The 14900-nt window shown below is 71.9% G+C and carries 4 protein-coding genes; all 4 read right to left on the bottom strand.

Translation table 11 applies throughout. From position 1 onward, the window contains the following. Positions 1-21 precede the first annotated feature (21 nt). From ACZ63D_RS00315 to ACZ63D_RS00330, 4 genes are read right to left on the bottom strand one after another with little or no spacing between them, the layout of a single operon-like run. Positions 22-1257: a metal-dependent hydrolase family protein gene (locus ACZ63D_RS00315; RefSeq protein WP_465352100.1), complete on the bottom strand. Its 1236-nt coding sequence runs from the start codon at positions 1255-1257 to the stop codon at positions 22-24. Then, a complete protein-coding gene (locus ACZ63D_RS00320) occupies positions 1258-5466 on the bottom strand; it encodes a type I polyketide synthase (RefSeq protein WP_465352101.1) in 4209 nt (1402 codons plus the stop codon). Beyond that, entirely contained in the window at positions 5463-9857 is a 4395-nt protein-coding gene (locus tag ACZ63D_RS00325) for a MupA/Atu3671 family FMN-dependent luciferase-like monooxygenase (RefSeq protein WP_465352102.1), read from the bottom strand. Before ACZ63D_RS00325 ends, ACZ63D_RS00320 begins: the two co-directional genes overlap by 4 nt. Next, positions 9854-14839, bottom strand: coding sequence for an amino acid adenylation domain-containing protein (locus ACZ63D_RS00330; protein WP_465352103.1), 4986 nt, complete (start codon positions 14837-14839; stop codon positions 9854-9856). The genes ACZ63D_RS00325 and ACZ63D_RS00330 overlap by 4 nt, the downstream gene beginning before the upstream one ends. Positions 14840-14900 lie beyond the last annotated feature (61 nt).

A 14900-nucleotide genomic window follows, 5' to 3' on the forward strand; every position in this document is an offset into this window, starting at 1 on the left:
CTTTTCCGTTCCCGGACGGGGTCATTTCCGGGTGTCCTTGACGATCCGGCCGCCCTTGACGACGAACACCACCCGGTCCGGGTCGTCGAACAGGGCGGGTTCGGCCAGCGGGTCGAAGTCGACCGCGACCAGGTCGGCGTACTTGCCCGGCTCGACCGAGCCGATCTTGTCGGCGACCCGCATGATCTCCGCGTTCACCGACGTGGCGGACTTGATCGCGGCCATCGCCCCGAGGATCTCGGCCTTGAGCGCGATCTCCAGCCCGCGCCGGGTCTGGTCGGGACCGATGAGATCGGACCCGGAGCCGACCGGGACGCCCGCGGCCAGCGCGGCCTTGAGGCCCTCGACCATCCCGTCCATGGTGCCGCAGACGCGATCCCGGACCTGCGGAGGCAGCCCGTGGACCTCGAAGTTCTCTTCGAGCACCTTCGCGATGGCCAGGGTCGGCACCAGGCTGACCCGGCGGTCGGCCATCATCGCCGCGGTGGCCTCGTCGATGCCGGTGCCGTGCTCGACGCATTCGACGCCAGCCGACACCGCGTTGCGAATGCCGTTGATGTTGTGGGCGTGCACCGTGACATACGTGTTGCGGGCGTGCGCTTCGGCGACCGCGGTGGCGATTTCCTCGACGGTGAACTGAGTGTCGGAGAGATTGTCCGCAATGGACACCACTCCGCCGGTGACGGCCATCTTGAGGAAGGACGCGCCCTGCCGGAAACACTCGCGGGCGGCCTTGCGGACCTCGTCGCAGCCGTCGGAAATCCGCCCGACCGCGGTGAGCCCGCGCACGCGGAAGTGGAACGTCTCGTCCGGGCCGACGAACGGCGAGCCGAGGTGGCCGTGCCCGCCGCACTGCACCAGGGGCGACGCCGAGGCCCAGATCCGCGGCCCGGGCACGAGGCCGCGGCCCACCGTGCGCAGGATGCCGTGGTCGATGCCGCCGCAATCGCGCACCGCGGTGAAGCCCGCCTCCAGCGTCTGCCGCAGGGTGCGGAAGATGTCGGCGGCCCGCTCGGCGACCGAAAGCTCCATGTTCAGCACCGCGCGCATCTCGCTCGAGTGTCCGATGTGGACATGCGCGTCGATGAGCCCGGGCAGCACGGTGAGCCCGGAAAGGTCGACCACCTCGGCGTCGCGCGCCGTCTCCCGCGCGCCCACCTCCGCGATCCGTTCGCCGTCGACGAGCACCGCGGTACCGGCGACCGGTTCGTCCGCGACGCCGTCGATGAGGGTGGCGCCGGTCAGCAACATGCTCATTCAGGAACCTCTCTTGTCCGCGGCGGGAACTGGCGGCAGCAGCCTGCTGCTGACGAAGAACCCGAGCATTGTGGTGAAGTAGCTCTGATCCAGTGCGGGCGCGTCGTCGCGATGCAGCACGCTGACCACGTTGTCGCAGGAGATGCGGGGCATCTGCCGGTCCGGGGTGTCCCCCAGCATGGCCATCAGCGGCGCGAGGGCGTTGTCGTCGCCTTCGCGGTCGACCTGCTCGACGAGCGCCGCCCGCCACTGGTCGAACGGAACGGACTCGACCGCGTAGCCGAACTCCCGGATGCGATCGAAGATTTCGTTCCACGGGAAGGGATCCGGGTCGATGGCGTGGAAGGTGCGCCCGAGCGAGGCCGGGGCCAGGGAAAGGTCCACCACGGTCCGGGCCAGATGGTCGACGGTGCCGACGGACAGCGCGTATCGGCGCTCCGGCGCGAGTCCTAATTGGACACAACCCTGGATGACCTTCGTGACGTAGTCGTCGCGGTTCGCCGCGCCGCTGCGGCTGTCCGCGAGCACCCCGCCCGCGCGGTAGACCGACACCGGCACGCCTCGCTCGCGAGCGAGGCCGATCAGGCCCTCGGCCACCCACTTGCTCTGGCTGTAGGCGGTGTCGTGGCCGATCGGCGGGGGCAGCGGGTCGTCCTCGGAGATGCGCGGGACGTCGGGACGCATCGCCCCGGCGAGCACGGCAAGGGTGGAGATGTGGTGGACCGGCTTGAGCCGGTTCGTGGTGGCCAGCCGCAGAATCTCTTGCGTGCCGAGCACGTTCGCGGCCTTCAACGCGCGGTAGGGCCGGACGAAGTTCACCCAGGCGCCGCAGTGGTAGATCGCGTCGGTTTCCTCCGCGACCGCCTCGAAAGCGGCGGCGGACAGGCCGAGCCGGGGCCGCGCCAGGTCTCCCGGCAGCACTCGCAGCCTGTCTCCCCAGCCGGTCCTGAGGCCGTAGGAGTCCAGGTTCGCGCGGAGCCGTTCGAGGCCCTCGCCCGCGTCCGCGGCGCGGACCAGGCAGACCACGGTGGCCTGGGTTCGTTCGAGCAGTTCGTGGCACAGATAGGCGCCGACGAATCCGGTGGCGCCGGTCAGCAGGACGGTCTCCGGATCGGCGGCGCCGACGACCGGCGGCAGCCCTTCCGCGGTGATTGTCTCGTCGAGGACGACCTCGTCTTCGAGGACGAGCCCGGAGCCGGCGGGCGCCGACGGCGGTTCGCCGAGCGCCTGCCCGACCAGGTCCGCCATGCCCGCCACGGTTCCGGCGGCGAAGACGTCGCGGGCGCTGATCTCCACCGCGCCCATCCGGCGCAGCTCGCGGGTGAGCTGCGTGACCATCAGCGAATGCGCGCCGAGGTCGAAGAAATCGTCGTCGACGCTGACCCGCTCCAGGCCGAGCAGATCGCACCAGATCCGAGCGATCCGCCGTTCCCGTTCGGTGCGCGGCGCGACGAACCCGTCGTCGAGCTCGATGCGGTCCTCCGGGGATTCCTCGGCGGGAACCGGGGCGCTTTCCGCGGTGCGTGCGGCGCCCGGTTCGATCCAGTGCCGCTCGCCTTGGAACGGATAGGTCGGCAACGAGACCCGCTGGGGGTCGGCGTCTCCGTGGAAGGCCGCCCAGTCGACGTCCACATTGGACTGCCAAAGCCTGCCGACCGCGTGCACCAGGTGGGCGAGGTCGGGCAGGGTGTCGCGGGGCAGGCCCATGGTGGGCACCGCGACCGGCGTGGGCGCGAGCCGCTGAGCGGCCGCGAGCGCGGTGAGGGTCCGCCCGGGGCCGACCTCCAGCACGACCCGGCCCGGTTCGGCCAATGCCTGGCGAAGGCTGTCGGCGAACCGGACCGGCTGGCGCAGATGCCGGGCCCAGTACTCCGGATCGGTCGCCTCTTCGGCGGTCAGCCAGGTCCCGGTCACGCCCGAGACCACCGGCAGGTCCGGCGCGGACAGTCCGGCCCGGGCGACCTTGCGGGTGAACTCGGCCAGGTACGGCTCGACCATCCAGGAGTGGCTGGCGACCGGGACGCTGACCTTCCGGCAGTCGACGTCCTGTCCGCGCAGCTCGGCGAGCAGCGCGGCGATGTCCTCGTCCGGCCCGGAAACCACGGTGAGCTCCGGGGAGTTGACCGCGGCGATCGAAATCCGGTCCGACAGCCGCGCCGCTACGTCGGCTTCGGGCAGGCCGACGACCAGCATCCGGCCGGGTGGCATCGCGGCGAAAAGCTCGCCGCGCGCAAGGGTGATGTCGAGTGCTCCTTCAAGCGTGAAGACGCCCGCCAGGCACGCGGCGACGTACTCGCCGAGGCTGTGGCCGAGCAGCGCCGCGGGCCGCACGCCCCACGCCATCAGCTGCCGGGCCAGCGCGTACTCGATGACGAACAGGGAAGAGACCACGCCTGCCCCTTGATCCCGGCCCATGGTGGCCGCTCCCCCGGCGAGTTCGCGGCCTTCCAGCGGCGGGAACGCGGACGGGAACAGCAGGCGGCGAAGGTCGAAACCCAGCCGGGGACGCAGGATTTCGGCGCAGCGGTCGACCTCCGCCCGGAAGACCTTTTCCGAGCGGTAGATGTCCACGGCCATGTCCGGGTGCTGCGAACCGCCGCCGGGGAAAGCGAACACCGCGCTGTGCACGCCCTCTGGTGCGGTCCTGGTGGTCAGCCGCGCGGATTCCTCGCCCCGTAGCACGCGGACCGCGTCGGCGTGGTCGGCGCACACGACGGCACGGCGGAACTCGAAGGCGCGTCTGCCCTGCTGCAAGGTGAAGGCCACATCGGACAGTGCGGGGGCGTCGGCCTCGGCCAAGACGTCGCCGAGTCCGCGGGAAGCGGCGTCGAGTGCCCGCCGGGTCCGGCCGGAGACCGGGAGCAGCTGCCACTGCCGTGCTTCTCCGCTTGCCCGCCGCGGTGCCGGGGCCTGTTCGAGGATGACGTGGGCGTTCGTGCCTCCGACCCCGAGCGAGCTGACACCCGCCCGGCGGGGATGTCCGTCCGGTCGCCAGTCTCGCGCCTCGGCCGGGACGTAGAACGGTGTTTCTTCCAGTCTCAGCTGCGGATTGGGCGTGGTGAAGTTCGCCGCGGGCGGGATCCGGCCGTGGTGCACGGCGAGCGCGGCGCGCAGCAGGCCCGCCAGTCCGGCCGCCGCGTCGAGGTGGCCGATGTTGGCCTTGACCGAGCCGAGTGCGCACGAACCGCCCGGGCCGCGGTAGGCCTGGGCGAGCGCGGTGGTTTCGATGGGATCGCCGACCTGGGTGGCGGTGCCGTGCGCCTCGACGTAGCCGACCGTCGCCGGATCGATCCCGGCGACCGTCAGCGCGGAAGTGACCACGCGCAACTGTCCGTCGACGCTCGGCGCGGCGTACCCCGCCTTCATCGCGCCGTCGTTGTTGACCGCGGACCCGCGGATGACGGCGTAGATGTGATCGCGGTCGGCGAGCGCGTCGGAGAGCCTGCGCAGCATGACGACCACGGTGCCGTTGCCCGGCACGGTCCCGCCCGCGGCGGCGTCGAAGGGGCGGCAATGCCCGTCGGCGCTGAACAATCCGCTTTCCGCCACCGGATAACCGCTTCGGAGCGGGACGTTCACCGTCGCGCCGCCGACGAGCGCGGCATCGCATTCGTAGCTGAGCAGCGATTGGCAGGCCAGGTGCGTGGCCACCAGGGACGTCGAGCAGGCGGTCTGGACGGTGAGCGAGGGGCCGGTGAGGTCGAGCAGATGCGAGACCCGGGTGGCCAGGAAGTCCTTGTCGTTGAACATCCGCGCCAGCGGGGCCATCGGCGAGCGCTGGAACCGCGCGTTCGTCGCCAGGTTGTTCAGCAGGTACTTGGCGAAGAACGCGCCGGCGAACACGCCGACGTCCCCGGCGAACCGGGCGGGATCGTGCCCGGCGTCCTCCATCGCCGCCCAGGCGGTTTCGATCAGCATCCGCTGCTGCGGATCCATCGTCTCGGCTTCGGCCGCGGTGAACCCGAAGAACGCGGCGTCGAACCGGTCCGCGTCCGGAAGATGCCCGGACGCGGGCACGTAGTCGGGATCGGCGAGGGTCTCTTCGTCGACGCCCGCGGCCAGCAGTTCGGCGCGGTCGAACCGGGTGATCGATTCGACGCCGTCGCGCATGTTCCGCCAGAACTGCTCCGGGGTCCGCGCGCCGGGCACCCGGCAGGCGAGCCCGATCACCGCGATCGGCTCGAGGCCGTCCGTTGCTGGCTCGGTCATGCCGTGCCCCGTTCCGCGCGGCGCCGGGCGAACGCCGAAGCACGGCGGCTCGCGGCCTCCCGCGCCCGGTCGACCCCGGTGTCGGCGCGTCCTCCGCCGGAGGCGGCGACCAGGCCGCGGACGGTCGGATAGCGGAAGATGTCCACTAAGGACACCCGGTCGCCGAGCACCGGAGCCAGCAGCGTCCGGGCGCGGACCGCCAGCAGCGAGTTCCCGCCGATCTCGAAGAAGTTGTCGAGCACGCCCACGCGTTCGGCTCCGACGACCTCGGCGAGCACACGGGCGACCTCGCGCTCGACGTCGTTGTCCGGCGGCCGGTATTCGCGCTGGGCCTGCTGCCCTGGCTCAGGCAGTTCGTCGCGGGCGAGCTTGCCGTTGGGGGTGCTGGGCAGCCGTTCGAGCAGCACGACGTCGGCGGGCACCATGTAGTCCGGCAGCGTCCGGGCGCAGAAGGCCTGGATCTCCGCGGCCGAAGGCGGTGCCTCCTCCGCCCCCGGGACGCCGTAGGCGACGATCCGGCTCGCCTCCCCTTCGCCGCGGACCGCCACGGCCGCTGCCCGGATGCCGGGGTGCGCGGCCACGGCGTTCTCGATCTCGCCGAGCTCGATTCGGTGGCCGCGGAGCTTGACCTGGTGGTCGAGCCTGCCGAGAAACCACAGCGAGCCGTCCGCGGCGCGGCGCACGAGGTCGCCGGTGCGGTAGAGCCGCTGCCCGGGCACGCCGGAAAACGGGTCCGGCACGTACCGCTGCGCGGTGAGCCCGGGCCGCCCGAGGTAGCCGCGGGTGATGCCGAGACCTCCGAGCAGCAGTTCGCCGGGCACGCCCGGCGGCGTGGGCCGCAGGTGCGCGTCCACGACGTAGGCCCGGGTGTTGGCCATCGGTTCGCCGAGCGCGACCGCGCCGCCGTCGACTTCGGTGCTGCTCGCCCAGACCGTCGCTTCGGTCGGGCCATACATCGAGCGGACCGCCGGGCCAGCCCCGGCCAGCTTCTCGGCCAGCGGCTCCGGCAGCGCCTCGCCGCCGACGAGCAGCCCGGTCAGCGTGCCGAGCGCGGCGGCGTCCTCGTCTTCCGCGAGCAGGCCCGCCACCGACGGCGTGCACTGCAGGTGCGTGATGCCGTGGCGGCGGATCTGTGCGGCGATCGGCTCGTCCGCGAGCGCGCGCCGCCGACGGTCCTCGGACAGCTCGCGGACCACGCGCAGCTGGCCGAGCGCGTCGAGAACCTGCTCGTGCGCAACGCCGAAGTCGACCAGGCAGGCGGCTTCGTCGACCCCGATGGCCTTGAGCCGGTCGATGAGGTCCGCGCAGCGTTCCGGCGTGCCAAGCAGGCCCGAGGTTTCGAAGAAACGCTCGAAAGCGCCTGCCACCAACGCGTCCAGCTCGTCCGGCGGCAGGGTGCGCGGATCGGTGTCGCTCCCCATCGCCGCGCCGAGCCCGGCCAGCAGGTCGAACGACGACTTGATGTAGGCGCACAACGGTTCCCGCACGATTTCGCGGACTTCGTCCTCGTCGGAACCGACGAACGTGTGCAGCATCAAGGTCACGCGGCCCTCGCCCGGATGCCCAGCCTCGCGCCAAGCTTCGCGGTACAGCGCGATCTTTTCGGCGAGTTGTTCGGCCGAGTGGCCGAGCAGGTGGGTCAGCAAGCCCGCTCCGAGCTCGCCGGCCATCCGGAAGGTCTCCGGGCTGCGCGCGCTGGTGATCCACAACGGCAGCTCCGCCTGCACCGGCTGCGGGAACACCGACACCTCGGTATCCTCGCCGACTCCGTTGCGGCGCTTGATGCTTTGCCCGCTCCAGAGCTTCCGCAGCGTCTCGACGCCTTCGATCATGAGGCGTTTGCGGTCGGCGTAATTGTCCGGTGAGAGCACGAAATCGTCGGGCTGCCAGCCCGAGGCCACCGAGACGCCGACCCGGCCGCCGCTGAGGTTGTCGAGCACCGACCATTCCTCGGCGACCCGCAGCGGATCGTGCAGCGGCAGCACGACGCTTCCCGCCCGGACCCGCACCCGCTCGGTCACCGCGGCGATCGCGGCTCCCGTGACCGACGGGTTCGGATAGAGCCCGCCGAACTCGTGGAAGTGCCGTTCCGGCGTCCACACCGCGTGGAAACCGTTGCGGTCGGCGAATTTCGCCCCCTCGACGAGCAGCCGGTAGCGGTCGGCCGGGTCCCCGCCGCGGTCGCCGCCGAAGTAGAACAGGCTGAAATCGAGGGTCCTGGCCTGCGCGGCGGCCGGGACGGCAGGGCCGCCCGCAGCCGCGGCGGTCCGGGCCGGTTCGTCGCCCCGCAGCACCACCCGGTGCCCGCGAGCGAGCGTCCAGAGCAGTTCCAGCACCGAGATGTCGAACGACACGCTCGTCACGGCCAGCCAGCTCGCCGGCACGGCGCCGGGGATCAGCGGGTCCGTCCCGGCGAAGAAATTGCCGACGTTCCGGTGCGTCACCATCACTCCCTTGGGAGTCCCGGTGGACCCCGAGGTGTAGATGACGTAGGCGAGGTTGTCCGGTGACGGCTTGCCCGCGACGGCCGCCGGAGCGGGTGCTTCCCCTTCGGCGGGGCGGTCCACGAGCAGCGAGGGCGCGGGCAGGCGGGCGGCCCGCCGGGCCAGCGCGGCCGAAGCGACGACGACCGCGGCCCGCGAGTCGGCGACCATGAAGGCCAGCCGTTCGTGCGGATAGCCGGGGTCGAGCGGCAGGTAGGCGCCGCCTGCCTTGAGGATCGCCAGCATCGCGACCACGAGTTCGGGCGAGCGGGGCAGGTACACCCCGACCGGCACGTCCGGTCCGACGCCGTGCGCGCGCAGCCGGGCGGCGAGGGCTTCGGCGCGCTCGTCCAGTTCCCGGTAAGTCAGCGCCTCGCCGGGAGCCTCGGCGACGTGCAGCAGCGCGGGCGCCTCCGGCGTTCGCGCGGCCTGCTCTTCGATCAGTTCGTGCACCAGGGCTTCGCGGACCGGCTGGGGCGCGGGGTTGAGCCCGGCCAGCAGGTGGCGGGTTTCTTCGGCCGACAGCAGGGGAAGCGCGCCGATGCGAGTGTCCGGTTCGGACACTGCCGCGGCGAGGACGGTGGTGTAGTGCTTCGCGAGCCGCTGCGCGGTCGCGGCGTCGAACAGGTCGGTGGCGTACTCCAGCCGTCCGGAGAGCTTGCCGTCTTCGCGGGTGAGTCCGAGGGTCAGGTCGAACTTCGCGGTTTCGGTGTCGCCGGGGACCATCCGGACTTCGCAGCCGGGCAGGGACAGGGTGGTCTCCTCCCCCTCCTGGTAGCTGACCATGAGCTGGAAGACCGGGTTGTGCGCGGTGTCCCGGGCGGGTTGCAGTTCCTCGACCAGCTTTTCGAACGGCAGGTCTTGATCCGCCAGCGCGAACCGGGCCTCGTTCCAGGCGCGGGCGACGAGTTCGCGGAAAGTCGGTTCGCCGCGAAGGTCGAGGCGCTGCACGACGGTGTTGGTGAAAAACCCGATCAGCGGCCGGACCGCTTCGGTGGTGCGGCACGCGACCGGGGAGCCGACGACGGCCTCGTCACCGCCGGTGTATCCATGCACCAGCACTGCGAACGCCGCCAGCAGCACCGCGAACGGTGTCGCCCCGCTTTCTTTCGACAGCTCCGCGAGCGCGGCGGTGGTCCCGGCGTCCACGCTGAACGTGACGTGCCCGCCCTGGTGACTCTGCACCGGCGGCCGGGGCCGGTCGGCGGGCAGCGTGGCCAGGGCCGGCGCACCGGCGAGGCGTTCGCGCCAGCGCTCGACCGTCTCCGCCAGGCCGGGACCGGACAGGCTCGCCTGCTGCCGTTCGGCGAATTCGGCGTACTGCAAGGAAAGTTCCGGCAAGTCAGCGGGCTCGCCGAGCAACCGGGCCCGGTACAACGCGGAGAGTTCGCCGGCGAGCAGTCCCAGGGACGCGCCGTCGCAGGCGAGATGGTGCAGAGTCAGGCAAAGCCGGTGTTCCGCGGCGCCGAGCCGGACCAGGAGCGGGCGGATCATCAGGTCGGCTTCCAGATCGAACGGAGTCCTGGCCTCCTGCGCGCAAATCCGGTCCGCCTCGGCGGGATCGGCTGCCTCCCGCACCGGGACGGCGAGCTCCGGCGCGGGCTGGACGAACTGGCGGGGTTCGCCGTCGACCGCGCGGAACACCGTCCGCAGCACGTGGTGGCGTCGCACGACCTCGGTCAGCGCGTGCTCCAGCGCCGGGAGGTCCAGCGGTCCGTCGATGCGGTAGACCAGCGGGACGACGTACACCGGATTGCCCGGGTCGAGCTGGTCGAGGAACCACAGCCGCTGCTGCGGGTAGGACAGCACCCGGCCGCGGGAGGCCAGGCGCTCCCGCAGCCGCCGGTCCAGCAGGGCGCGCCGGCCGGCCGCGGTGTCCGGGGCGGGGGCTTCGGAAATCTCGGTCACTGGTCGGCCTCGCTCTCGGCCATGGTTCGCAGCAACTCCTCGACGTCGTGGTCGGACAGCTGGTCGAGCCGGTCCAGGATCGCGGCGTCAGTGTCGAGCCGGTCCGGTCCGGCGGTCACCCGCACCGCCGCGTCCACTTCGGCGGCGAAGGCCGCGACGGTGGGCGTGAGCAGGAAACGGTTGAGCGGCACCTCGGTGCCGAACCGCTCGTTGACCCGTGCGGCGAGCCGCATGGCCAGAAGGGAATGGCCGCCGAGGCGGAAGAAGTCGTCGGCGACGCCCAAGCGCGGAACTCCGAGCAGCTCCGCCGCGAGCTCGGCGATGGCCTTCTCGGTCGGCGTGGTCGGCGGCTGGTGTTCTTCGACCTCGGCCGAATCGCCGCCCGAGGGCAACGCGGCCCGGTCGATCTTGCCGCTCGGCGTCATCGGCATCTCGGAGAGCCGGACGTAGCGCGACGGGAGCAGGTAGGGCGGCAGCCGTTCGGCGAGGAACTCCCTCAGCCGCGCGGCGAGCGCGGTTCCGACGACGTGGGCGGCGAGCCTGCGGCCTCCCGGCGAGTCTTCGACGACCACCGCCACCTGCGTGACCTCCGGGTGCGCGGCGAGCGCGGCCTCGACTTCGCCGGGCTCGACCCGGAAACCGCGGATCTTCGCCTGTTCGTCGGCGCGGCCGAGGAATTCCAGGGTGCCGTCCCGGAGAACGCGCACTCGGTCGCCGGTGCGGTAGAGCCGGCTGCCGTCCGCGGCGACCGGATCCGGCACGAACCGCTGCGCGGTCAGGCCCGGCCGCCCGGCATATCCGCGCGCGACGCCCGGACCGCCGAGATACAGCTCACCGGCGACCCCGGGCGGGACCGGAGCTAGGTGGGCGTCGAGAACGTGCGCCGTGGTGTTGGCGATCGGACGGCCGATGGGCACCGAGGGCGCGTCCGCGGGAAGCTCCTCGATGAGGTGGCAAACCGCGAATGTGGTGGTCTCAGTGGGTCCGTATCCGTTCATCAGCCGGGCGGGCCGGTGCTCCCGATCGGTTTCCAGGAGGCGGCGGACCCGGTCGGTGTTGAGGACGTCGCCGCCGACGAGCAGGGTGTGCATGCCCGCGAAGGAATCCGGATGGTCGGCCATGACCTCGGTGAACAACGCCGAGGTGAGAAACATCGTGGTCACGCGGTGGTGTTTCAGCGCGCGGCCGAGGCCGCCGCGGGCCAGCAGAGTGCCGGTGTCGATGACACAGACCGTGCCGCCGTTCAGCAACGCGCCCCACAGCTCGAAGGTGAGGGCGTCGAACGAGGCGTCGGCGACCTGGGCGAACCGTTCTCCGGGGCGGAACTCGACGTAGTCGGTGTCGCGGACCAGCCGCAGCACCGAACGGTGCTCGACCATCACGCCCTTGGGCCTGCCGGTCGAGCCCGAGGTGAACAGGATGTACGCGAGGTTTCGCGGTCGCGCTTCACAGTGCGGGGCGTCGGCCGCGCTCTCGATGCCGTCCATGGTGACAACGGGAACGTCGGGCAGCCGCGTCTCCAACCCGGTGCGAGTGACGACCGCGGCGAGCCGTGCTTCGGCGGCCATCATTTCCAGCCGGGCGGCTGGATAACGTGGATCGAGCGGGACGTAAGCGCCGCCCGCCTTGAGCACGGCCAGGATCGCGACGATCATCTCGTCGCCTCGTTCGAGCAGCACGCCGACCGGCCGGTCCGGGCCGATTCCGTTGGCGCGCAACGCGTGGGCGATGCCGTTGGCGCGGCGGTCGAGTTCGGCGTAAGTGTGCTCGCGCTCGCCGTCGACGATCGCGACGGCGTCCGGGCGGAGTGCCGCCTGCTCGGCGAACAGCTCCGGAATCGTGCGCCCGGAAGGGAAATCGGTGACCGGACCGGCCAGCGCGCGCCCCGCACCGGGCAGGGGCAGCCGGTCGAACGCGGTCCCCGGATCGGCGATCGCCGCGTCGAGCAGCGCCAGGTACCGCTCCACGAGCGCGGCGGACGTGTCGGCGTCGAAGAGATCGGTGGCGTATTCCCAGATCAGCGTGATCGGGTCGGTGTCGTCGCGCACGGCGTGCCCGGCGCGCTGTTCGGCGCGCGGCACGACCACGACGTTGATGTCGGTCTTCGCCGAGCCGTTGTGCCGTTCCACCACCGAACCGCGGATCCCGGCGAAGTCCAGTTCGGGCACCTGGGAGTCGTGGAAGCTGAACATGGCCTGGAACACCGGGTTCCGGCTGGGATCGCGAGGCAGGCCGAGTGCGTCGACGAGGATTTCGAAGGGCATGTCCTGCCACTGGCTGGCCCGACCGACCGTGCGGTGCGCGCGGCCGACGAGGTCGTCGAAGCCCGGCGAGCCCTCGAGATCGAGGCGCAAGGCCAGCGTGTTGACGATCATGCCGATGAGGTCTTCGGTTTCGGCGAGGCGCCGGTTCGCGACACCGCTGCCGACGACGATCTCGGACTGCCCGCTGTGCCGGGAAAGCAGCGCCGCGAACCCGGCGAGCATCACCGAGTACAGCGTCACGCCGCGGCGTTTGGTGTAATCGCGCAGCCTGCCGCTCAGCTCCGGCGGGATGTCGACGCGCAGCGCGGCGCCGCGGAAGCTCTGCACCCGCGGGCGCGGGCGGTCCAGCGGCAGTTCGAGCGCGGTCGGGCAGCCTTCGAGCTCGGCTGTCCAGAAGGCGAGGTACTTCTCCAGGACATCGCCGCGCAGCCAGTTTCGCTGCCAGCGCGCGAAATCGGTGAAGCGCGGCACCGGGAGCGTCCCGGAAACCGTGCCGTCCAGCGCCTCCGGGTAGATTCGCTGGAGCTCGCGGCAGAACAGGGCGAACGACCAGCCGTCGTGCACCAGATGGTGTTCGACGTGCACCAGGGTGTGGTCGTCCTCGGCCTCGCGGATCAGCACCCACCTCGCCAGCGGTGGGCGGGCCAGGTCGAACGGATCGCGCACGGTGTCGGCGACGATCTGCTCGATCCGGGCGGCGCGGGCCTCGGCGGGCAGGTCGGTCAGGTCGACCACCGGAAGCCCGACCGGCATCGGCGGCAGCGGCCGTTGGGTCGGCGTCCCGCCCTCGGCGACGAACGCGCAGCGGAAAACCTCGTGCCTGCGCACGATTTCGGTGAGCGTGGCGGTAAGCGCGTCAACCCGCAGCGGTCCGCGCAGCCGCAGTGTCGCCTGCGCGTTGTAGGCGAGGTTGCCGGGAGCGAGCTTTTCCAGGAACCAGACGCGTTCCTGCGGGAACGCGAGCGGGGCCGGGTCGTCTCCGACGGTGTTCTCGATCGGCGGCGGGGCGAGTGCCGCGGCCTCCCCGCCGTCGAGCGCCGCGGCCATGCCCGCGACGGTCGGCGACTGGTACAGCAGCCGCAGCGGCAGTTCCCGCCCGAGGTCCTGCCGGACCCGGGCCGCGAGGCGACCGGCGAGCAGCGAATGCCCGCCGAGAGCGAAGAAGTCCTCGTGGACGCCGACCCGTTCGACGTGCAGCAGCTCGGCAAGCAGCGCCGCGAGCGCGTGCTCGGCCGGGGTTCGCGGGGCGACGTAATCCTGGCCGGAGGCCGCGCGCGGCGGCTCCGGCAGCGCGGCGCGGTCGATCTTGCCGCTCGGGGTCAGCGGCATTTCTTCGAGCACGAGAACCGCGGCCGGGACCAGGTGTTCCGGCAGCTCCGCCTTCAGGCGCTCCCGGAGAAGTTCCGGGTCCGCGGCACCGGTGACGTAGCCGTACAGCTCGTCGCCGCGGCCGAGATCCCGCGCGATCACCGCCGCGTCCTCGACCTCGTCGAATCCGGCCAGGCAGCGGGCGATCTCGTCCGGCTCGATCCGGACGCCGCGGATCTTGACCTGGTGGTCCACCCGGCCGAGGAACTCCAGATTCCCGTCCGGCCGCGCCACGACCAGGTCCCCGGTGCGGTACCGGCGGCCGCCGGGCACGTCCGGATCGGGCACGAACCGCTGCGCGGTCAGCCCCGGCCTGCCCAGGTAGCCCTGGGCGACACCGGCGCCGCCGACCAGCAGCTCGCCGGGAACGCCCGGGGCGACCGGGCGCAGCCGCTCGTCGACCACGACCGTGCTCGCCCCGGGAATGGCGGTGCCGATCGACGGCTTTCCCGCCCCCGCTTCGACCTCGGCGGCAGTGGCCCAGACGGTGGTCTCGGTCGGGCCGTAGGCGTTGACCATCCGGCGGCCGGGCTGCCAGCGCCGCACGAGATGTTCCGGCAGCGCCTCGCCCGCGCTGACCAGGGTTCGCAGGTCCGGCAAGTCCTCGACCGGCAAGGTCGCCAGCACGGACGGCGGGATCGTGAGGTGGCTGATCTTGAGCCGGCGCAGCAGATCGGCGAGGCCGGGGCCGGGAGCGAGCGCGTCGCGGGGCGCGAGCACCAGCGTGGCGCCGGCGGCCAGCGCCATCACCGTTTCGAACACCGACGCGTCGAAGCTGGACGGCGCGAACTGCAGCACCCGGTCGCCGGGTCCGACGGCGAACGTCGCTTCCTGCGCGGCGATGAGGTTCGCGAGTCCGCCGTGCGTGAGCGTGACGCCCTTGGGCCGTCCGGTGGAGCCGGAGGTGTAAATGACGTAGGCGAGATCCTGCGGCCGGATCGGGTGCGCGGCAAGCGGTTCGCCCGCCTGGTCCGGGCTGACGACCTCGACGCCGTGGTCGAGCACCGCGGCGGAGATCGGGTCGGCAACCAGCAGCTCGATGCGCGCGTCGGCGATCATGTACCGCAGCCGCTCGGCGGGATAACCCGGGTCCAGCGGCAGCCACGCGGCCCCGGAGCGCAGCACGCCGAGAATCGCCACCGGCAGGTGCACCGACGGGCTCGCCGCTACCCCGACCAGCGTCCCCGGCCCGGCTCCGCGGCCGCGGAGCACCGCCGCGAGGGCGCCCGCGGCGGCGTCGAGTTCGCGGTAGGTCAGCGAGCGCGCGCCGAATTCGACGGCGACCGCGTCCGGCGACGCCGCCGCCTGCCGGGCGAACGCATCGGCGAACAAAAGCGTTGTCTTCGTCATGACGCTGAATTCCTTCTCGCGAACGGGAATGCGGCGGAACCGGCCGGATCGCCGGGGTAAA

It is taken from the genome of Amycolatopsis sp. NPDC104775 (assembly GCF_055583325.1).